This is a genomic window from Silvibacterium dinghuense, from assembly GCF_004123295.1.
In the GTDB taxonomy this organism is placed as follows: domain Bacteria; phylum Acidobacteriota; class Terriglobia; order Terriglobales; family Acidobacteriaceae; genus Silvibacterium; species Silvibacterium dinghuense.
Window position 1 is genome coordinate 1090799 of sequence record NZ_SDMK01000002.1, and the last position, 20490, is coordinate 1111288.

Genomic DNA, 20490 nt, shown 5'->3' on the forward strand with positions numbered 1-20490 from the left:
GTTACAACTGCCTGGACAGAGAGAGGAGAATGCGCGTCTATCTATGAGTATCCTGAAACCTGCATGCGTGTCCGCCTCCTCCTCTTCGGTGTTCTGAAAGACCTCTTTCCTCATAGCAGCGGCGAGCTGGAGATTGCAGCGGGCAGCACGGTAGCGGATCTTCTTGCCCGCTGGAGCATGCTCCCCGGATCGGCACAGATTCTGCCCTCGCTCGCCGTCGCGGTGAATCAGGAATATACCGGAGCGGAGCACATCCTTGAGGATGGCGATGAGGTTGCATTGCTGCCTCCGGTCAGCGGCGGCAGCGAGCCCGGCGACGTGATTCTGCTGACCCGTGACCGCATCGATGCCCAGTCTTTGATCTCCGGATTGAAGTCCGGAGCCGACGGTGCGATTACCGTCTTCGACGGCATTGTGCGCAACCATACCCGTGGACGCCAGACGCTCTACCTCGATTACGAAGCCTACGAAGAGATGGCTCTGAGCCAGATGCGCGCTCTTGCAGCCGAAGCGCGGTCACGCTTTGGCGTCCGCCAGGTTGCCCTTGTGCATCGCCTGGGCCGTTTGGCGATTGGGGAAACCAGCGTCCTCATCGTAGCGGCTTCTGCCCATCGGGCAGCGGCTTTCGATGCCTGCCGCTGGCTGATCGATACCTTGAAAAAGACAGTACCGATCTGGAAGAAGGAGTACTTCACGGACGGTGCGGTCTGGGCGGATGGCGATCCTTTCCCCGAAGGTATCGCTCTGCATTCCACTCCTCCGGCAGGACAGTCATGAGGTGTCCGGCGCTCCACTTGACCCGAAGCTGCGCCGCAGTGCTGGCATGCGTGCTGGGCACGGTCTATGCGCTGGCCCAGGCTGTCCCCGAGGTCTCTGCCCCGCCGCAGAGTTCCCCTCTGCCTCCTATCCAGGTGAATGTCCGGCTGGTGAATGTGTTTGTCACCGTCACAGATACCAACGGAGCGCCGGTACCGGGCCTCGAAAAAACAGATTTTGCGCTTACGGAGGATGGGCATCCGCAGAAAATCGCGTACTTCGAGCGGGATACAGAGATGCCGCTGTCTATCGTGCTGGCAATCGATACCAGTGGTAGCGTGCACAAGGATCTCGATATAGAAAAGACCGCTGCTCACCATTTTGTGCGCGCACTGCTGCGGCCTGTCGATCAGCTGGACCTGATCGATTTCAATTCCGATGTGCGCGAAGTCGTGCCCTTCACCAATAACCTGCACCGCATCGATAACGGGCTCGATAACCTGTCCACGGGACCGGCAACAGCGCTTTACAACGCGGTCTATCTTGCCTCACAAAGCCTGGCGAACCGCCACGGACGGAAGGTGCTGGTGCTGATCTCCGACGGCGGCAACACGGTAAAAGGCACAGATTATGCACAGGCGCTGGAAGAGGCGCTGCGCGGCGAGGTCATGGTCTACAGCATTATCGATCTGCCGATCCTGGCCGATGCCGGACGAGACACGGCTGGTGAGCACGCCATGATCACCCTCTCCGAACAGACAGGCGGCAAGTATTACTACGCCCAGGAAGGGGATCTGGAAGCAATCTTCCAGAAGGTCTCAGAAGACCTGAGAACACAATATCTGCTGGGCTACTATCCTACGCGGCGTATTGCCGACGGGCAGTTTCGCGCGATCAATGTCACGCTGACCAAGCCGCCCGCGCAGAGCAGCCCGTACGTCGTGCGTAACCGTACGGGCTATTACGCTGCGAATCAGTAGCTGGCCCGCTTCCGGGTAATCGTATGAAAACGATAGACCACACCGGCCGACGCACCGAAGTGCACAGCCATGCCGCCGGTATTGTCCGAGTGGGTGAAATCGTCCAGCACCGCTTCGGGCTCCAGGCGAATCGCCCAGTGGTTGGTCACGGCAAAGTCAGCGGCTCCACCAAACGAGCTGACGAATGCAGGCTCATCCTTGTAAAGCCCTACGAGCTCTGGATCGATGTACTCGCCGGATTTGAGCCTCAGACTTCCATTGATCTGGTTATAGCCCGCGCCGAAAAAGGCATGCAGCGAGAGATTCAGGTGCTCGTTGCGCGCATAGCGGTATTCAGGACCACCCATGTACATGTATTCCGTAACAGGCGGCTTGGTAAAGCCATAAGAGTTCGGATCGGGGTGAGCCGTGCCATAGACGCCGCGGCCGGTCGCTGCAATCGCCCAGTGCTCATTAAAGAAGCGCGCCGCCTCGCCGTTGAAACCCCACATGGTTGACGTGTGGCCATCTCCCGGGCCCGCCTGAAAAGGCTTATAGGCAATACCGCCATACACCTCCCAACGATGGTTGGAGAGTGGATTCTTGATGGGAGAGGTGGGGGTGTAATCGGGAAGGGGTTCTTCCGCGCGGAGAGCGGGAACAAGCGTAAGTACCGTACCAAGAACAGAAAACAGAACGAACCTTTTCACTTCAAGACCTCGCAAGGCCCAGCCGCACAACTTGACAGCGGTCGGCTACAACAAATTATTTACATCCTCGCTCACGGTACTTGAAACCGCTTCCCCACGCGTCCCCCGTTGGTATGCGCGTAACAGAGTAGTTAGTCATCAAGGTTTATTGAATTGGTATTACTTTTCTGGGAGGTGACCCGCAATCAGGGACTTACATGAGAAGTAAGTCCGGACCGCAGCCATTACTGAGGTGTAGATGGCTGGGCCGGCTGGTTGCTCTGATCGTCATTATCCTTTTTCCCTCCGCCAAAGAGGCGGCGGAAGAAACCAGGCTTCTTTTTCGGCTTGTCATCGACAGCAGGAACCGGAGCCTGCGCTGCCGGCTGAGGCTGCCCGGCAGGAACCGGAGTGGCCGGCTGAGAGGCCACAGGCTGTGCCCCGGGCGTACTGGGAGGCGCAGCCGGTTTCTCTCCAAGACCAAAAATGCGCTGGAAGATATTCCGCTGATCGCCGTTTGCGTGGTCGCAGGTGTCTGTCGGCTGGGTGCCATCGAGAAAGTACGCCGTATAGTCCGCTTCCGAGCAGCTCGCATCGGCGATCAGGTTGGTTGCCTTGTCGAGCGTAACCTGCGTAACCCCTGAAGGCGGAACGAAATCCTTGGTATCGGAGTATTCGGGCAAAGCGATGGCGCGCTTCATGAAGTCAGCCCAGATAGGGGCTGCAGCATGCGCGCCTTCGATCTTGATATCCGAATAATCATCATTCCCAACCCAAACAATGGTGAGCAGATTCGAGGTGAAACCTGCGAACCAGGCGTCATGCGAGGTACCGGTCTTGCCTGCAGCCGGAGCCCGGAAACCCTGTAAGCGGACACCCGCCGCAGTGCCGTGGTTGATGACGTCTTCCATCAGGGCGGTGGTCAGGAAAGCCGAACGGGGATCGAGGATCGGCTTGGTCGTCGGCGTGTAATCGGCGACCGGATCACCGTTGGGATTCCGCACTGAAGCGACCATCCAGGGATCGATCTTGACGCCGCCGTTGGCGAAGACCGTGTAGGCACCGGCCATCTCGAGGGGCGTGGCGTCATAGGCGCCAATCGCCATGGCTGGTGTGCCGCGAGCGGACTTGATGCCGGCATCGCGCGCCAGCGAGGCAACATTGTTGTAGCCCACCATCTCTGCCAGAGAGATGGTCGCATTATTCAATGAAAACTCGAGTGCCGTGCGTGCCGTCACCTCACCCATGTATTTGCCTTCGAAATCCTTGGGCGTGTAGGTCTGGTTGCCGGCAAAGGTAAAGGTGGTCTGCTCATCGTTGAGCGTAGTCACCGGCGTGAAGGTTGCACTCACTCCGTCCGAGTTCGTAAGCTGCGCTCCAGCCAGGCTGGTATTGAAGGCCGCGGCAAAGACAAACGGCTTGAAGATGGAGCCTGTTGGACGATGAGCCACGGCATGGTTGTACTGGCTGGAGCCGTAATTGCGGCCCCCGACAAGAGCCAAAATCTGGCCGGTGTGAGGATTGAGTGCAATCAACGCCACCTGCGGATAAACGATGGGCGATTCATCCCCCGCCTTGACGCGGCGCTCATGGAGGCGCTCCACCTGCTCATCGACATTCTTCATCTCCTCGTTCACGGCCTCGGTGGCCGCACGCTGGAGATCGGGATCGAGCGAGGTGTAAATACGCAATCCCTGCTGGTTGTAATCCGCATCGTTGAGCCGCTGAGAGAGCTGATCGCGGACAAGATCTACAAAATACGGGGCTTCGCCGGCATCCACGGCACCAGGAACAAGGTGCAAGGGTGTGGCTTTGGCCTCTTCGGCCTGCGTCTTGGTGATCGCGCCGGTCTCGACCATTGCGTCGAGAACCACATTGCGCCGGGAGATCGCCCGCTCGGCATGGCGGTAAGGATTGAGGCGGCTCGGACTCTGGATGAGTCCGGCAAGCAGCGCGCACTCGGGGAGTGTCAGCTGGCGGACATCCTTGCCGAAGTAAGCCTGCGCGGCTTCGCCAAAACCGTTGATCGAAAAGCTGCCGCGCTGTCCCAGGGGAACCTGGTTGGCGTAGATCTCGAAGATCTTCTGCTTTGAGTAATGGTTCTCCAGCTGGAAGGTGATGAGCACCTGGCGGAACTTGCGCGAAAAAGTGCGTTCCGGGGAGAGAAACATAATCTTCGCCAGCTGCATGGTCAGCGTGGAGGCGCCGCCGGCATAGCGCCGGTCGCCGCGAAGATCGTGCCAGGTCCATCCGAGGATGCTGTAGTAATCGACGCCGCCATGCTCGAAGAAGCGGCGGTCCTCGATTGAGGTGACCGCATGCACCAGTGTCTGGGGAAGCTCGTCGTAGGTCACCAGGCGCCGCTTGGCGCGATTCTGGTCAGAAAGATCTGTTACGAGCAGCGGCTCGAGCTCATAGGCGGCGAGCTGCTGGCCGTTGCTGCCGGTGATCTGGCTGATCGCTCCGCTGTCAAAGGTGACCGTGGCCGAGTCCGGCGCATGAAACGACTGCGGACCCGGGTGGATGGTGATGCTTTCCGCACCGGCGGTGAAGGTGCCCATCGGCGAGGCCGAGCCTTCGCCGTCTATCGAATAGCCGGCGCTGCGCAGCTGCTGCTCGATGTACTGCACGGTGTACTTCTGGCCCGGACGCAGTTCGGTGGGCGCAGCATAGATCTTCGCCGTGTTGGCAAAGAGCGGCTTAGCCAGCCGGTCATCCACAATGTGCTGATATTTATGGTAGTAAAAAGCAAAGACGACGCCGAAGAAGACGATACAAATGGCGGCGACTGCTCCCACAACAAGAAGAATTCTGCGCGTCAACCAGGACTTCCCTATTCCGGATTGCGCCCCAGGCGCAGCGAATTTGATTTTTACTGCCAAGCGATGTTCTCTCTCTGCATTCTATCGATTCCCACCGGCTTCGTGGACAGAAGGGGAAATGTACCCGGATTCGGACCGCTTTGGGCCGAGATTTCCATGCCTGCACCTGGAATCTCTGACGGTTCGGATGCAAAAAAGAGAGGATACGTGCGCGCTCAGCAAAAGGTTCGCGCAAGGGTGTGCTCACTTCTGCAACGGCAGCGGTTGGGTTTTACCCTTCGGGCACCGTGAAAGATTACGAAGACTCCAGCAGCCATGCAGGCAACGATGCGCACGAGAAAACTCGCCCGTGGAGCGCTAAAGCAAGCGCTCACTAGCGAAAATCTCTGCTCCTCTCGAAGTACTCCGGGGATGTTACATCTGCCTGTAAGTTCATCCCATTATGGGATATATCTGCGGAATGTATCTGAGGATAGAAGGGCGGATAAAAGATCGGGCACTCTGGTGTACTCTGTTCTCGCAGGCAGCGCTCGGAAGCTTCGATCCCACGTCCTTATCAGAGATAGCCCCGGGCCTGGTGAACATATTGAAGAAATTTCTTGCCGCTGTCTTGGCCGGTCTTTGTGCAGCCGCGATCGTCATCCGCTCCGGAGCGGTTCCCGCGCTCTTTTCTGCACGCTATGTTCCACACCGGTTCTGCTACCTGGCCAGCCCCGGCCTGGTATGGACCAATACGATAAGCGACGGCCTTATCGGCGCCTCATACGCCATTATTTTTGCTGGACTGTTCTGGGTCGCCTTTCGGCTCAGGCAGGTTACGGCCATCCGTAGCTACCTCTGGATCTTCTTCTCCTTCGGCACTTTCATCGTCGCCTGCGGAGCGACCCACATCATGGAGATCGTGACCGTCTGGGTGCCGGTATATCCGCTCTCCGCCACGGTAAAAGTCATCTGTGCGGTGGCTTCGGTGCCCACAGCGATTCTCTTTACGATCACGGCTCCACGGCTCGCAGAGAGTATTCGCCAATTCCTGAAAGTACTCCTGACGACACAACGAGAGCGGGAACAGGCTCTGACCACCCTGGTGGCTTCAGAAAAACTTGCCGTGGCCGGACGCCTGACCGCCGCAATCAGCCATGAGATCCGTAACCCGCTAGAGACAGCGGCCAACCTCAACTACCTGGCGGCAACCGACCCGCGTTTGCCGGCCGATTTGGCGGCGATATTGCAGACAGCGCGCGCAGAACTGGAACGGGCAAATGGCATTGCCGGAAACATGCTGTCGCTCTTTCGTCCCGACCCCTCTCCCAACCCCAGCGATGTTTACCTCGAAGAACTGGCCAGCACCGTATTGGAGCTACAGCGAACCGATCTGGCGATGCGAGGGATTCAGTTGCATACGCGGCTACGCCGCGGCATGCCGATCCAAGGCTATGCAGCCGATATACGCCAAATCCTGATCAATCTGGTGCAAAATGCAGCCGCAGCTCTCGGTCATGGTGGGACCGTATACGTGCGGACGCAGCCACGCCATCTTCATATGTCGGGAGATACGTCCAGGAGCACACGCACCGGAAGCAGCCGCAGTATGGCTGGATATTCGATTACCATCGCCGACACCGGTCCCGGCATTGCTCCGTCTCACCGTTCACGGCTCTTCACGCTGTTTTTCACAACAAAGGGCCCGGAAGGTACGGGAGTGGGATTATGGCTGGTTCGCTCGATGGTCGAGCGGCATGGGGGATGCATCCTGGTCCGCTCGCGCACCGCGGGAGAGTCTCACCTGCATGGAACAGTCTTCAATATCTGGATTCCCTTCTCCCCGGTCGAGCGGGAGACGCTCGCCAAGCCTGAGCCCATGATTGCCGAGGCGGTCAGAGCTTCGTAAGGGCTCCGCACTGCCCGCGATCCAGCCGGGCAGCTACAATAAAGGCTCCAACCAGACTCTACGATTCGTTTTGCTGCGAGAGGATTTTCCTCGCAGCGGCGGGAAAGATAGCTGTTCGTTCATGCATCGCTGGTCCAAGCTTTTTGTACCGACTCTTCGTGAGGCTCCGGCGGACGCCGAAGTCGCCAGCCATAAGTTTCTGCTGCGTGCCGGCTATGTGCGGCAGCTGGGCGCGGGCATCTACTCCTACCTGTTCTTCGGGAACCGGTCGATCCAGAAGATCATCGGGATCGTGCGGGAGGAGATGAACGCCATCGGGCAGGAGTTCCTGCTCCCCGGCATCATGCCCTCGGACGTGTGGGAGCAGAGCGGGCGCTGGACAACGATGGGGCAGAATATGTTTCGCCTGCAGGACCGCAAGGGTGCATGGCTCTGCCTGGGCATGACGCATGAAGAGGTGATGACGGACATCGCCCGCAAAGAGCTGCGCAGCTACAAGCAGCTGCCCCAGATCTGGTACCAGATTCAGACCAAGTTCCGTGACGAGCCCAGGCCAAAGTCAGGCCTTTTGCGCGTGCGCCAGTTCATTATGAAGGACAGCTACTCCTTCGACATCGACGCAGCCGGGCTCGACAAGAGCTTCGATTTGCATGATGCGGTGTATCGCAAGATCTTCTCGCGCTGTGGACTGTCTTTCGTCGCGGTCGAGGCGGACTCGGGCGCAATGGGCGGCTCGCAGTCGCAGGAGTTCATGGTCTACACCGATGCCGGTGAGGACCTGATCGCCAGCTGCCCGAACTGCCACTACGCGGCCAACATGGAGAAGGCAACCTCGAAACTGGGCGCTGTGACCGAGATGGAGCCGACCGGGGACGGCACGCCTGAGCTGGTGCACACGCCGGGCAAGGCTGCTATTGCTGACGTTGCCGAGTTCTTCCAGATCGATCCAGCCTCGGACATCAAGACAGTCGCCTACATGGCCGAGATTCGCGAGGGCAAGGAGACAAAGTGGGTACCGCTCGTGGCCTTCCTGCGCGGCGATCACTTCGTCAACGAAACCAAGCTAACCGGCGTCGCCGGGGCCAGCGAGCTGCGTACCATGAACGCCGAGGAACTGGAGACATACTTCTCCGGGCCCGCGGGTTATCTTGGACCGATTGGGCTGAAGGTCGCGAAGACCCTGCATGATGGCGGCGTGAACGTGATCGTCGATCTCGGCCTCGAGAACCGCAAGAACCTGGTCGGTGGCGCGAACAAGCTCGACTATCACTTCCGCAATATCACGCCGGGGCGCGACTTCACATGGACCGTGCTTGCCGACATTCGCAACGTGGCCGAGGGCGAAGGCTGCCCGCAATGCGGCACGCCGCTCAAGGTCGCGAAGGCGGTCGAGATCGGACACATCTTCAAGCTCGGCTACAAGTACTCCGAGAGCATGGGCGCGCGCGTGCTCGACCCGAACGGCAAGGAAGTCACGCCGATCATGGGCAGCTACGGCATCGGCATCGAGCGCATCCTCACCTCGTCGATTGAACAGAACAACGATGAGAACGGCTTCTGGCTGCCGCCGTCCATCGCCCCGTTCGAGGTGGTGGTGACGGTGACCAACATCAAGGACGAAGCGGTGATGGATGCCGGCACCAAGATCGCTGCGGAGCTTGAGGCCGCGGGCTTCGACGTGCTGCTCGACGATCGCGATGAACGCGCTGGCGTGAAATTCAAGGACGCTGACCTGGTCGGTATCCCCTATCGCGTGACTGTTGGCAAGAAGATTGCCGAGGGCACGGTGGAACTGGTGACGCGCGCAAAGGCTACCAGCGAGGAAGTGGCTGTCGCCGATGTAGTAGCGACACTCAAGACGCTGATTTCGTAACCGCCACGATTTCTTATTTTCATAAAAGCACGAAGGGCGCCGCAGATTTGCGGCGCCCTTCGTGCTTTTATTGCTGCTGCGGCTACTTTTCGCGTACGTAATCGGTCTTGGCAGGCTTCGCACTGAGCTGGTTCGGCGTGGGAAGCTGCGATACATCCCAACCACCGCCGAGAGCCTGAATCAGCTCGATCGAAGCGACCGATTCATCGACCTGGAGCGTTGCCAGTGTCTGCTGATCGGAGAGCAGCGTGGTCTGGGCTGTGGTCACGTCGATATAGGGATCAAGGCCGTTCTGGTAACGGCTCAGTTCGAGATCGAGATACTTCTGCTCGGCATCGACGGCTTCTTGCTGACGAATAACCTGCTGCGACAGAATACGGGTCGCGGCGAGATAATCCTCCACCTGCTGGAAGGCGGTAAGCACCGTCTGCCGATAGGTGGCGACGTCACCGTTATAGATCGCGGTATATTGCTGGAGCGCGGCGCGATACTCTCCGCCGTTGAACAGAGTCTCGGAGAGCGACGGCCCAATCGACCAGAAGCGGCTCGGCCAATCGAACCAGTGCTGGAACTGCGAGGCTTCGAAACCGCCTTCCGCCGAGAGTGTCACATCCGGGAAAAATGCCCCGTAGCCAATGCCGATTGTGGCATTCGCTTCGGCCAGCGTGCGCTCCGCAGCAGCGATGTCAGGACGCCGCTGAAGGAGCTGCGAGGGCAGACCGATCGGAATCGGCGGAGGCGCAGCCAGCAGCCCCTTTACCGGCATGGCAAAGTCCGTAGCCGGTTTGCCGATGAGCATCGCGATCGCGTGCTCGTACTGCGCGCGCGCCACACCGAGGTTCAACTGGGAAGACTGCGCTGCCTTGAGCGTAGCCTCGGCGGTGACCACAGTCGAATAATCGTCGATCCCAGTCTCGTAGAGATGGCGGGTCAGATCGAGCGCCTTCTGATCCGCGACGACGGTATCATCCAGCACCTTCTGCAGCGCATCCTGTCCGCGCAGCTCGAAGTAGTACTCAGCGAGGCTGGCCTCTTCGACGAGCTTTTCATTTTCGAGATCGGCCGCCGAAACCTGCGCGGCATATTGCTCCTCGCGTACCTGGCTGCGAATCTTGCCAAAGAAGTCGGGGGTCCAGGAGACATCGAGCGGCATGGCCCAGGTAGAAGAGGTGCTGCCCGCATTCGCAGTGGACGACTTGCCGAGGTTTCCTGAGCTCTTGGCACGGCTCCACGAAGGGCCAACAGTGACAGTCGGCCAGTATTGAGCCTTGGTCTCGCGGATCAGCGCCCGCGCTGCCATCAGGTTCTCAAAATACTCTTTGATCGTCTGATTATTGATATTCAGCTGCTCTTCGAGCGCATTTAACTCGGGCTGCTGATAGATCTCCCACCATTTGCCCTTCAGCATGGCGTCTTCCGGGCGAGCCACCTTCCAGCCGTCCGCATCCTGGAAGTTTGCCGACGACTCCTTGTAGGCCGGCGCGGTAGCGGCAGGCGCGGTGGGACGCTGGTACTTCGGACCGGGCATACAACCGGAGAGCAGGAGCGAAAGTGTGGCGGCAACAGCCGCTGTCGTTCGGGCAGCCGGGCGACAAACCCGGGCTAGGCCCGCCAACAGGGAGCCGGCGGCATCATTGCGATTCATGCTGGGTCTCATTTTGCGGGGCGATGTCATAAGGCGACTTCTCCCTCGGGATTGAAGGTGTCATGGCTCTTTCCGAGCACGCGAAGCCGGGCACGGTCGAGGAACAGGTAGACCACCGGAGTGGTGTAGAGCGTCAGCAGCTGGCTCATGATCAGACCGCCGACAATCGTAATGCCAAGAGGACGGCGCAGCTCCGAACCAGTACCGGTTCCAAATGCCAGCGGAAGCGCGCCGAAGAGCGCGGCCATCGTGGTCATCAGAATCGGCCGGAAGCGCAGCATGCAGGCCTCGAAGATCGCATCTTCGGTCTTCATGCCCTGCTCCCGCTCGGCCTGCAACGCAAAGTCGATCATCATGATGGCATTCTTCTTCACGATACCGATCAGCAGGATGATACCGATAATCGAAATCACATCCAGTTCGGAGCCGAAGAGCATCAGCGCGAGCACCGCGCCGATACTGGCCGAGGGCAGCGTGGAGAGAATCGTCAACGGATGGATGAGGCTCTCATAGAGGATGCCAAGGACGATGTAGACGGCCAGGATCGCGGTGATGATGAGCATCGGCTCACTCGACAGGGACGCCTGAAATGCCTGCAGCGATCCGGAGAAGAAACCGCGAATCGTCGCCGGCATACCCAGCCTGTCCTGCAGTGCGGTCACCTCCTCCGTTGCCTGCCCCATCGAGATACCGGGAGCAAGATTGAAGGAGATCGTGGCCGACGGAAACACGCCTGTATGTGCCACGGATATCGGCGTCGTTTGCGTATTCGCATGCACCATCGCAGAGATGGGCGTCATGCCTTCGCCGGTGTAAATATACGTCTTGTTGAGAGCCGCAGGCGACTGCCAGTATTGCGGAGCAACTTCGAGGACGACGTAGTACTGGTTCAGCTGCGTGTAGATGAGCGAGACCAGCTGCTGACCGTAAGCCGCATACAGATCGTTATCGAGCGATGAAGCGCTGGCGCCAAGGCGGGCAGCAGTCGCGCGGTCATAGGTCAGATACTCGGACAGGCCTGCATTCTGATAGTCCGTATTTACATCCTGCAAGCCCGGCAGCTTGGCGATCTCTTCCTTGAGCTTCGGCGCCCACTTCTTAAGATCGTCGAGACTGTCCGCCTGCAGCGTGTACTGGTAGAGCGCATTCGAGCTGCGTCCGCCGATGCGCAAATCCTGCGCAGCCTGCAGAAACATCGATGCGACGGGCAGACGATTCAACTTGGGGCGCAGACGATCGATCACCTGCTCAGCGCTGACCTTACGCTCGTCGAGCGGCTTGAGAGCAACGTAGATGAAGCCTCCGTTGCCGCTGCCAACATAGCCGATGACATTGTTCACGGCAGGATCGGCCTTGATGGTCTTCACCAGCGCTTTCACGGAGTTGTCCATCACCGGGAACGAAGCATCCTGCGGTCCCTGGACGCCACCGACGAGCGCGCCGGTATCCTGCTGCGGGAAGAAGCCCTTGGGCACCTTGATCAGGGTGACGACATTCAGGCCCACGACCATGATGAGGATAACCAGCACCAGGCCGGGATTCCGAAGCACCCAGCGCAGGCTGCCACGGTAGCCGTGCAGAATGCCATCAAAGACGCTTTCGCTGAAGCGATAGAGGCGGCCGTGTTCCTTCTCTCCATGCGCCCTGAGTAGATGCGCGCACATGGCCGGTGTGGTGGTGATCGAAATGATCATCGACACCAGGATGGCCGTCGAGAGCGTAACTGCAAATTCGCGGAAGAGCCGGCCGACGATGCCCCCCATCAACAAAATGGGGATAAAGACCGCGACCAGCGACATGCTGATGGAGAAGACCGTGAAGCTGATCTCCTTTGCACCTTTGAGTGCCGCCTCAAATGGCTCCATGCCATCTTCGAGATGGCGGGTGATGTTCTCCATCACCACAATGGCGTCATCGACGACGAAGCCGGTCGAGATGGTGAGGGCCATCAGCGAGAGATTGTCGAGTGAGTAGCCGAAGAGGTACATCACCGCGAAGGTTCCGATGAGCGAAACCGGCACAGCCACCGAGGGAATCAGCGTGGCGCGGGGGCTGCGCAGGAAGACAAAGACCACCACGACAACCAGGATGATCGAAAGGATCAGGCTGCGCTCAACATCATTCACTGAAGCGCGGATGGTCGTCGTGCGGTCCATCACCACCGTCATGTCGACGCCAGCCGGAATAGTCGCCTTCAGAAACGGCAGCTGCGTGCGAATGCGGTCGACTGTCTGGATGATGTTTGCGCCCGGCTGGCGGAAGATGATGAGCGGGATGGCCAGCTTGCCGTTGAGGTAGCCGGCATTGCGGATATTCTCGGTCGAGTCGACAACCTCGGCGACATCTGACAGATGAACGGCAGCGCCATTCTTATAGCCGACAATCAGCGGCTTGTAGTCCGAGGCATGGCCGATCTGGCCATTGACGGTGATATCGGCCGTGTTCGCGGCGTTGATGATCTGCCCGCGTGCCAGCTGTGAGTTTTCCGTGCTCAGGGTGCTCTGTATCTGCGTCAGCGTGATGCCATAGCTGTTGAGCAGGGTGGGATTGGCCTCGACACGCACCGAGGGCAGCGCGCCGCCACCTACCACTACCTGCCCCACGCCCTGAATCTGCGAGAGCTTCTGCATCATGACTGTCGAAGCTTCGTCGTAGAGCTTCGAGCGGTCATACACATCAGAGGTAAGACCGATGATCATGATCGGAGCATCGGCGGGGTTGACCTTGCGATAAGTCGGATTGCCGGGCAGATTAGCGGGCAAATAGGTGCGCGCGGCGTTGATCGCCGCCTGCACATCGCGTGCGGCGCCATCAATATCGCGCGTAAGGTCAAACTGGAGAACCAGACTCGTCGAGCCCAGAGAGCTGGACGACGTCATCTCGGTAATGCCGGCGATATGCCCGAACTGACGCTCTAGCGGCGTGGCCACGGAAGACGCCATGATCGCGGCACTGCCTCCGGAAAGCGAGGCCTGCACCTGGATTGTGGGGAAATCCACCTGCGGCAGCGGCGAAACCGGTAGAACCGTGAAGCCGATGATTCCAGCGATGGCCACCGCAATGGTCAGCAGCGTGGTGGCCACGGGGCGCCGGATAAATGGCGCAGAGATATTCATGGCTAGGCCTGCGCCTCACCCGCGGCCGGCGGCTGCATGGCGCCGGCGTGCTCGCTCTTCTTCGCCCGCTTGCCGCTCAGCTTCTGCGCGAGGCGATCGAAGAAGATATAGATGACCGGCGTGGTGTAAAGCGTGAGAACCTGGCTGAGCAGCAGGCCGCCCACCATCGAAATGCCGAGCGGACGGCGCAGCTCGGAACCGATACCGGTACCGAAAGCCAGCGGGATGCCGCCGAGCAATGCCGCCATGGTGGTCATCATGATCGGACGGAAGCGCAGCAGGCTGGCCTGATAAATCGCCTCGGTCGAATCGAGCCCGTGTTCACGCTCAGCCTCAAGCGCGAAATCGACGATCATGATGCCGTTCTTCTTCACAATGCCGATGAGCAGGATGATGCCGATGATAGCAACGACGCTCAGGTCCTGGTGGAAGAGCATGAGCGAGAGAAGAGCTCCGACACCAGCCGAGGGCAGGGTGGAGAGAATCGTGACCGGATGGATGAAGCTCTCATAGAGCACTCCGAGCACGATGTACACCACGACCAGGGCAGCAATGATCAACAGCGCCTCATTCGAGAGCGAGTTGCGGAACGATGCCGCAGTGCCCTGGAAGTCAGCCTGCAGGCTCGCCGGGAAATGCATGTCGGCAGCGACCTTGTCGATCTCCGTGATCGCCGTGCCAAGAGAGGCGCCCGGCGCGAGGTTGAAAGAAACTGTCACCGCCGGGAACTGCCCCTGGTGATTGATCGAGAGCGCTTCCGTAGCCTGCGAAACATGCGTGAAAACACTTAACGGCACGGCATTCGGAGCCGTGGACGATGTCGATGTGTTGGTCGTCGTCGTAGGCGTCATGATGCTGGTCGGAGGCGTAAGCACGTTGCTCGACGGCGTATAAGCGATCGACGTGGTAGTAGAGTTCGATCCTGCCGACGAAGACGCGGACGAGGAATACGAGGTGGAAGCACCCGCACCGGAGGTACCGGAAGAGGCGTCGGACTGAATGTAGAGCTTGTTCAGCTGCGACGGATCCTGCTGAAACTGCGGCATCGCCTCGAGAATGACATGGTACTGGTTCAGCTGCGTGTACATCGTGCTGATCTGTCGCTGACCATAGGCGTCGTACAACGTGTTGTCGATGGTGCTGGGCGCGATGCCGAGGCGCGATGCGGTGACACGATCGATCATCAGAGAAACGGCGCTGGCACCGGTCTGCTGATCGGTCGCCACATCTTCGAGATCCGGCAATTGCTTGAGCTTATCGACAAAGCGATTGGTCCAGGTGTTCAGCTCGGTACTGTTTGGGTCTTCGAGCGTGTACTGGTACTGGGTACGCGTGACACGGTCATCGACCGTGATGTTCTGTACCGGCTGCATGTACAGCTTGATATTGTGCACATCCGCCAGCCGCTTCTGCAGACGGCGAATCACATCGGAGGCGCTCAGGTCGCGCTGATCGAGTGGCTTGAGGTTGATGGAGAAACGGCCACTGTTGAGCGTGGTGTTGGTTCCATCCGCACCGATGAAAGAGGACAGGCTCTCCACTGCGGGATCTTCGAGGATGATCCGGCCCAGTTCCTTCTGCGCCTTGGCCATCGCGTCAAAGGAGATGGACTGCGGCGCCTGCGAGATGCCCTGAATCACGCCGGTATCCTGCACCGGGAAGAAGCCCTTGGGGATGTAGATGTAGAGGACGACGGTGAGAACGAGCGTACAGACGGCCACCAGCAGCGTGAGCGTCTGGTAGCGGAGCACCACCTTCAGCGTGCGTCCATAGAAGGCGATCATGTTCTCGAAGACACGCTCTGAAGCCTGATAGAAACGGCCCTCCTGCGCCTTGGGATCATGGCGCAGGATACGCGAGCACATCATCGGCGTGAGCGTCAGCGAGACTACCGCCGAGATCACGATGGTGACCGCCAGCGTGACCGCAAATTCGCGGAAGAGCCGGCCTACGACATCGCCCATGAAGAGCAGCGGGATCAGCACGGCAATCAGCGAGACCGTCAGCGAGAGGATGGTAAAGCCGATCTGTCCGGCGCCCTTGAGCGCGGCCTGCATCGGAGAGTCTCCCTCTTCGAGATAGCGGGAGATGTTCTCGATCATCACGATCGCGTCGTCGACGACGAAGCCCGTCGAGATGGTGAGCGCCATCAGCGAGAGGTTGTCGAGCGAGTAGCCGAGCATGTACATCACCGCGAAGGTGCCGACGAGCGAGAGCGGCACGGCAACAGACGGAATGATGGTGGCGTACAGATTCCGCAGGAAGAGGAAGATGACCATCACCACCAGCCCGATGGTCAGCATCATCTCGAACTCGACGTCATCGACCGATGCCTGGATGGCGGTCGTAAGGTCGGTGAGCGTCGTGACCTGAATGCCCGCGGGCAGATTCGCCTGCAGCTGCGGCATCAGCTTCTTGATGCTCTTTACGACATTGATGGTGTTTGCGCCCGGCTGACGCTGGATATTGAGCACAACAGCCGGAGTCTGGTTCATCCAGGCAGCCTGCTTGCTGTTCTCTACCCCGTTCACGACGTTCGCGACATTCTTGAGGAAAATCGGGCCGCCGTTACGGTAGGCGATGACTACCCCCTTGTAGTCATCCGCTGTCTCCAGCTGGTCGTTCGAATCAATTTCGTAGTCTTTATTCGGGCCGTCGAAGTTGCCCTTGGCCGCGTTAACGCTGGCCTCAGACAGCGCCGTGCGCACGTCCTCCATATTCAGGCCATACGAGTTGAGCTGCGTCGGATTGACCTGAATACGCACTGCGGGCTTCTGTCCGCCGCTGATCGAAACCAGGCCGACACCACTGAGCTGCGAGAGCTTGGGCGCCATGCGCGTATCCACCAGATCCTCTACCTGCGAAAGCGGCATGGAATCCGAGGTGATGGCCATGGTCAGCACCGGCGCATCGGCAGGGTTGGTCTTGCTATAGACCGGCGGCGCGGGCAGCAGTGAGGGCAGAAGGCTCTGCGCGGCATTGATCGCGGCCTGCACTTCTTCTTCTGCGACGTCGATATTCAACGACAGGCTGAACTGCAGCACCACCACCGAGACGCCCCCCGAACTGGTCGAGGTCATCTGGCTAAGGCCCTGCATTTCACCGAACTGGCGCTCGAGCGGAGCGGTGACGGTCGTAGCCATCACATCCGGGCTCGCACCAGGATAAAAGGTCAGCACCTGGATGGTCGGATAGTCGACCTCCGGCAGCGCCGACATCGGCAACTGCGTAAAGGCAACCAGACCAGCCAGCAGGATTGCGGCCATCAGCAAGGACGTTGCCACCGGCCGCAGGATGAATGGGCGGGAAGGACTCACGGGGTTATGCTCTCGGTGGTGTCCTGGGGAATAGCCTTCTTGCTAAGGATGACCTTGGAGCCCGGCTGCAGCTTTTCAAAGCTGCTGGTGGCTACCATGTCTCCCGGGTTAATGCCCTGGACAGCGGTCACGCCATTGTCCGAGATACCAACCTTGACGTCCTGCTTGCGTGCGGTAAAGCCGGGCTTCTGGCTACCGGTCTTTCCACCGGCGCTGCCGCCCTGGGACGAGGCGCTCTCGGTTGAGGCTGCCGGAGCCTGCTGCTCATTGTTCCCCGCGGTATCCTTGTCCGAAGCCGTGATCGGCGCGAGCACGTAAACAAAGGCTTCGTCACCGTTGTGCTGGATTGCCGCGTCCGGGATCAGCGTCTGGTCATGCTGCGTCGTCACCAGTAGCCGCGTATTCACAAAGAGGTTCGGGAACAGCTCATTGTCGCGGTTGTCGAACTGCGCGCGGAGTTTCACCGTGCCGGTGGTAGTGTCGATCTGGTTATCGATCGCCATCAGCGTGCCGGTAGCCAGCTTCTGGCTGGAATCACGATTGTAGGCATCGACGGTGAGCTTGCCGCCGGCGCTTCCGGCCTTGTTGCCGGTGTGAGTGAGGATTTCGGGAAGGCTGTCCTGGGCGACAGTGAAAACTACAGTGATGGGCTGAAGCTGGGTGACAACCGCCAGCTCCGTGCTGCTGCTGGCCTGTACCAGATTCCCGGGGTCGACCAGGCGGAGGCCAACGCGTCCGGTGAAGGGCGCCACGATATGACAATAGGCGACCTGAACCTTGTCGTAATCCAGAGTCCCCTGATCGGCTTTGACCGTGCCTTGATCCTGGAGGACAAGCTTTTCCTGGTCGTCGAGGGTCTGCTTGGCAATGGCGTTGGCGGCCCAGGCTTTCTGGTAACGCTCCAGGTCCATCTGCGCCTGTGCAAGCACACCCTGATCCTTGGCCAGGGTACCCTCGGCGGTCTCGACATTGGCCCGGTACTGGCGGTCATCGATATCGACGAGGGGATCGCCCTTATGCACCATCTGGCCTTCGCGGTAGTGGACCGCGGTGATCACCCCGGCTACCTGGTTATAGATGGTCGCGGTGTAGACCGGCGTAACCGTGCCGATGGCATCAAGGTAAACCCCGATATCCCCCTGCTTCGCAGGAGCGCCTGTCGCCGTTACCGGACCGCTGAAGCCATGGCGGCCTCCACCGGAGGCCTGCTTCTTGGTGTCGTCCTTGTGACGCAGGACGAGAAAAAGAATACCGGCAAAAACCAGCAGAAGAATGACCCATAACCACTGCCGGCTCTTCTTGGGCGCAGACGGCGCTGGGTGGGAATTCGTGGTTTTCGGCAGCTGGTGATCAGGAGGAATCGGCGGCTCAGGCGGTCTCTGTTCCATCGTAATTTCGTGCACCCTTCGTCAGGCTATGCGGGTGGAATTCAATCTTGCTGTTGGTGGCGCAGACGGCCGAGGCATCGTCCGCCCGATTCGTCCGGTTTAGGTTTGTAAATTAAGGATGAAAACGGCAGAGGCCCAGCATCGGCTCGACTGCTACCGAACAATTAACGTCCTTAGTGCTCTACTGCCGAACTATCGCGTGATTTTTATGACGAACCAGGGGGCAAAATTGTTGCATCCCTTGCGGTTCTACCATGAAACCCACTCTGCCTGCCACGCATTGCGGGCAGAAGAACGGTTACGCTTCCACATCAGGCCCATTCTCTCCCTGATCGACTGCCTCATTCCAGGTATTGTTCGCAACCGCCGTTTCAGACGACACAGAGAGCACGTCCCGGACTTGCCACAACTACAGCAGATATGAAACACAGGTACGCGGAAAAACGGGCCTCTGCAGCAACGATTCTACCGTCCAATCCTTAACTGTATGAACTACATACTTGCTCTCGATCAGGGAACGACCAGCTCACGCGCCATCCTCTTTACCCGGGATGGCCGTGTCCATGCCCAGGCGCAACACGAATTCGAACAGATTTATCCCAAAAGCGGATGGGTAGAGCATGACCCATACGCGATTCTGACCTCGCAGCTTACGGCGGCCGTCGAAGTCCTGGGAAAATCCCGGATCCGTCCGCGGGATGTTGCGGCGATGGGCATCACCAACCAGCGCGAAACGACCATTGTGTGGAACCGCCACACGGGCAAGCCTGTTTATAACGCGATTGTCTGGCAGGACCGCAGAACGGCGGAATTCTGCTCCCAGCTCGCGGCCCAAGGGGCCTCCGAGATGGTCCGGCAGCGCACCGGCCTGCTGATCGACTCCTACTTTTCCGGGACCAAGATCCGCTGGATCCTCGACCATGTCGAAGGCGCGCGTGAGCAGGCTGAGCGCGGCGAACTGGCCTTTGGCACAGTGGACAGCTGGCTGATCTGGAATCTCACCAGCGGCAAACAGCATGTCACTGACCGGACCAATGCCTCGCGCACGCTGCTCTACAACATTGTCGAGGACCGCTGGGACGCGGAATTGCTGCGCCTGCTCGATATCCCCGAGAGCATGATGCCGCGGGTTATATGGTCGAGCGAGCAGGTCGGCGCGGTGAGCACCACCCTGGGGCTGGGAGAAATCGAGATTGCCGGTATCGCCGGAGACCAGCAGTCAGCCCTCTTCGGCCAGCTCTGCCTCAACCCCGGTGATGCCAAAAACACCTATGGGACGGGCTGCTTTCTGCTTGAAAACATCGGGACAGACTTCGCGCTTTCCCAGAAGCAGCTGGTCACCACGCTGACCTGCTCGCTCGAGCGCAAGCTGACCTATGCCTACGAGGGCAGTATCTTCATCGGCGGAGCGGTGGTGCAGTGGCTGCGGGATAACCTCGGCCTGATCCGCCACTCATCCGATATAGAGGCGCTGGCGCAGACCGTCGAGAGCAGCGAAGACCTGGTGCTGGTGCCGGCGTTCGTCGGACTCGGCGCTCCACACTGGGATCCGCATGCGGCGGGGCTGCTGATCGGCCTGCGCCGCAACACCCAACCGGGGCACATTGCCCGCGCGGCTCTGGAGAGCATTGCTTTCCAAGTGGCCGACGTCCTCGAAGCCATGAACCAGGACACCTCCACGGCCTGCAAAGAGCTGCGCGTCGATGGAGGAGCCTCGGCCAACAACCTGCTGATGCAGTTCCAGGCAGACCTGCTCGGCATTCCGGTGGTCCGGCCCGAGGTAGTTGAGACCACGGCGCTCGGCGCCGCCTACCTGGCCGGACTGGCCAGCGGTTTCTGGTCCAGTCCCGAAGAGATATGGAAGCTGCGCGATGCCGGCCATCGCTTCGAACCCCAGCTGGGCACTCAGGATGCCAGGGCTCGCCGAGAACGCTGGCAAAATGCGGTAGAACGCTCCAAGCGATGGGACGGAGCATAGCCGGCTCATTGCGAACCTTGCTGAGAGATTCCGGAATCCAACCTGTAGAGCGGGCACAC

At 59.5% G+C, this 20490-nt stretch carries 11 protein-coding genes; 5 read left to right on the forward strand and 6 right to left on the reverse strand.

Features of this window, described 5'->3' with window-relative positions; all coding sequences use genetic code 11:
• The first annotated feature begins 63 nt into the window (after positions 1–63).
• Both ESZ00_RS13735 and ESZ00_RS13740 read left to right on the forward strand, forming a co-directional pair.
• A complete protein-coding gene (locus ESZ00_RS13735; RefSeq protein ID WP_129208815.1) occupies positions 64–777 on the forward strand; it encodes a molybdenum cofactor biosynthesis protein in 714 nt (237 codons plus the stop codon).
• Between the two features lie 17 nt (positions 778–794).
• Positions 795–1736, forward strand: coding sequence for a VWA domain-containing protein (locus ESZ00_RS13740; protein ID WP_164981513.1), 942 nt, complete (start codon positions 795–797; stop codon positions 1734–1736).
• On the opposite strand, the gene ESZ00_RS13745 is transcribed toward ESZ00_RS13740, so the two are convergent.
• Together ESZ00_RS13745 and ESZ00_RS13750 are read right to left on the reverse strand one after the other, a co-directional pair.
• Positions 1730–2425, reverse strand: coding sequence for an outer membrane beta-barrel protein (locus ESZ00_RS13745; protein ID WP_129208817.1), 696 nt, complete (start codon positions 2423–2425; stop codon positions 1730–1732). The genes ESZ00_RS13740 and ESZ00_RS13745 overlap by 7 nt on opposite strands.
• Positions 2426–2649: 224 nt before the next feature.
• Entirely contained in the window at positions 2650–5226 is a 2577-nt protein-coding gene (locus ESZ00_RS13750) for a PBP1A family penicillin-binding protein (protein ID WP_129208818.1), read from the reverse strand.
• A 586-nt stretch (positions 5227–5812) separates the two neighbouring features.
• On the opposite strand from ESZ00_RS13750, the gene ESZ00_RS13755 reads away from it, so the two are divergent.
• Both ESZ00_RS13755 and ESZ00_RS13760 read left to right on the forward strand, forming a co-directional pair.
• Positions 5813–7114 carry a sensor histidine kinase gene (locus ESZ00_RS13755; RefSeq protein WP_164981514.1) on the forward strand — a complete coding sequence of 434 codons (1302 nt, stop codon included), beginning with the start codon at positions 5813–5815 and terminating at the stop codon, positions 7112–7114.
• A 121-nt stretch (positions 7115–7235) separates the two neighbouring features.
• Positions 7236–8987, forward strand: a complete 1752-nt coding sequence (locus ESZ00_RS13760) for a proline--tRNA ligase (RefSeq protein WP_129208820.1) — start codon at positions 7236–7238, stop codon at positions 8985–8987.
• Between the two features lie 82 nt (positions 8988–9069).
• On the opposite strand, the gene ESZ00_RS13765 is transcribed toward ESZ00_RS13760, so the two are convergent.
• The 4 genes from ESZ00_RS13765 to ESZ00_RS13780 are packed head-to-tail and all read right to left on the reverse strand — an operon-like array spanning position 9070 to position 18453.
• Positions 9070–10632 carry an efflux transporter outer membrane subunit gene (locus ESZ00_RS13765; RefSeq protein WP_129208821.1) on the reverse strand — a complete coding sequence of 521 codons (1563 nt, stop codon included), beginning with the start codon at positions 10630–10632 and terminating at the stop codon, positions 9070–9072.
• A 26-nt stretch (positions 10633–10658) separates the two neighbouring features.
• Positions 10659–13748 (reverse strand): efflux RND transporter permease subunit, encoded by a 3090-nt coding sequence (locus ESZ00_RS13770; protein ID WP_129208822.1) that lies wholly within the window; start codon positions 13746–13748, stop codon positions 10659–10661.
• 2 nt (positions 13749–13750) lie between these two features.
• Complete coding sequence (locus tag ESZ00_RS13775; RefSeq protein WP_129208823.1) at positions 13751–17065, reverse strand: efflux RND transporter permease subunit; 3315 nt, start codon at positions 17063–17065, stop codon at positions 13751–13753.
• The gene (locus tag ESZ00_RS13780; RefSeq protein ID WP_204520208.1) at positions 17062–18453 is read right to left on the reverse strand and encodes an efflux RND transporter periplasmic adaptor subunit; all 1392 of its coding nucleotides are present in this window, start codon (positions 18451–18453) and stop codon (positions 17062–17064) included. Before ESZ00_RS13780 ends, ESZ00_RS13775 begins: the two co-directional genes overlap by 4 nt.
• Positions 18454–18940: 487 nt before the next feature.
• Here ESZ00_RS13780 and glpK point away from each other — a divergent pair, with 487 nt between their 5' ends.
• Positions 18941–20431 (forward strand): glycerol kinase GlpK, encoded by a 1491-nt coding sequence (gene glpK, locus ESZ00_RS13785; RefSeq protein WP_129208824.1) that lies wholly within the window; start codon positions 18941–18943, stop codon positions 20429–20431.
• Positions 20432–20490 lie beyond the last annotated feature (59 nt).

Coding starts and splice junctions, on each gene's coding strand:
- ESZ00_RS13780 (WP_204520208.1), bottom strand. CDS start 18,453: ATGGAACAGAGACCGCCTGAGCCGCCGATTCCTCCTGATCACCAGCTG.
- ESZ00_RS13735 (WP_129208815.1), top strand. CDS start 64: ATGCGTGTCCGCCTCCTCCTCTTCGGTGTTCTGAAAGACCTCTTTCCT.
- ESZ00_RS13765 (WP_129208821.1), bottom strand. CDS start 10,632: ATGAATCGCAATGATGCCGCCGGCTCCCTGTTGGCGGGCCTAGCCCGG.
- ESZ00_RS13770 (WP_129208822.1), bottom strand. CDS start 13,748: ATGAATATCTCTGCGCCATTTATCCGGCGCCCCGTGGCCACCACGCTG.
- ESZ00_RS13760 (WP_129208820.1), top strand. CDS start 7,236: ATGCATCGCTGGTCCAAGCTTTTTGTACCGACTCTTCGTGAGGCTCCG.
- glpK (WP_129208824.1), top strand. CDS start 18,941: ATGAACTACATACTTGCTCTCGATCAGGGAACGACCAGCTCACGCGCC.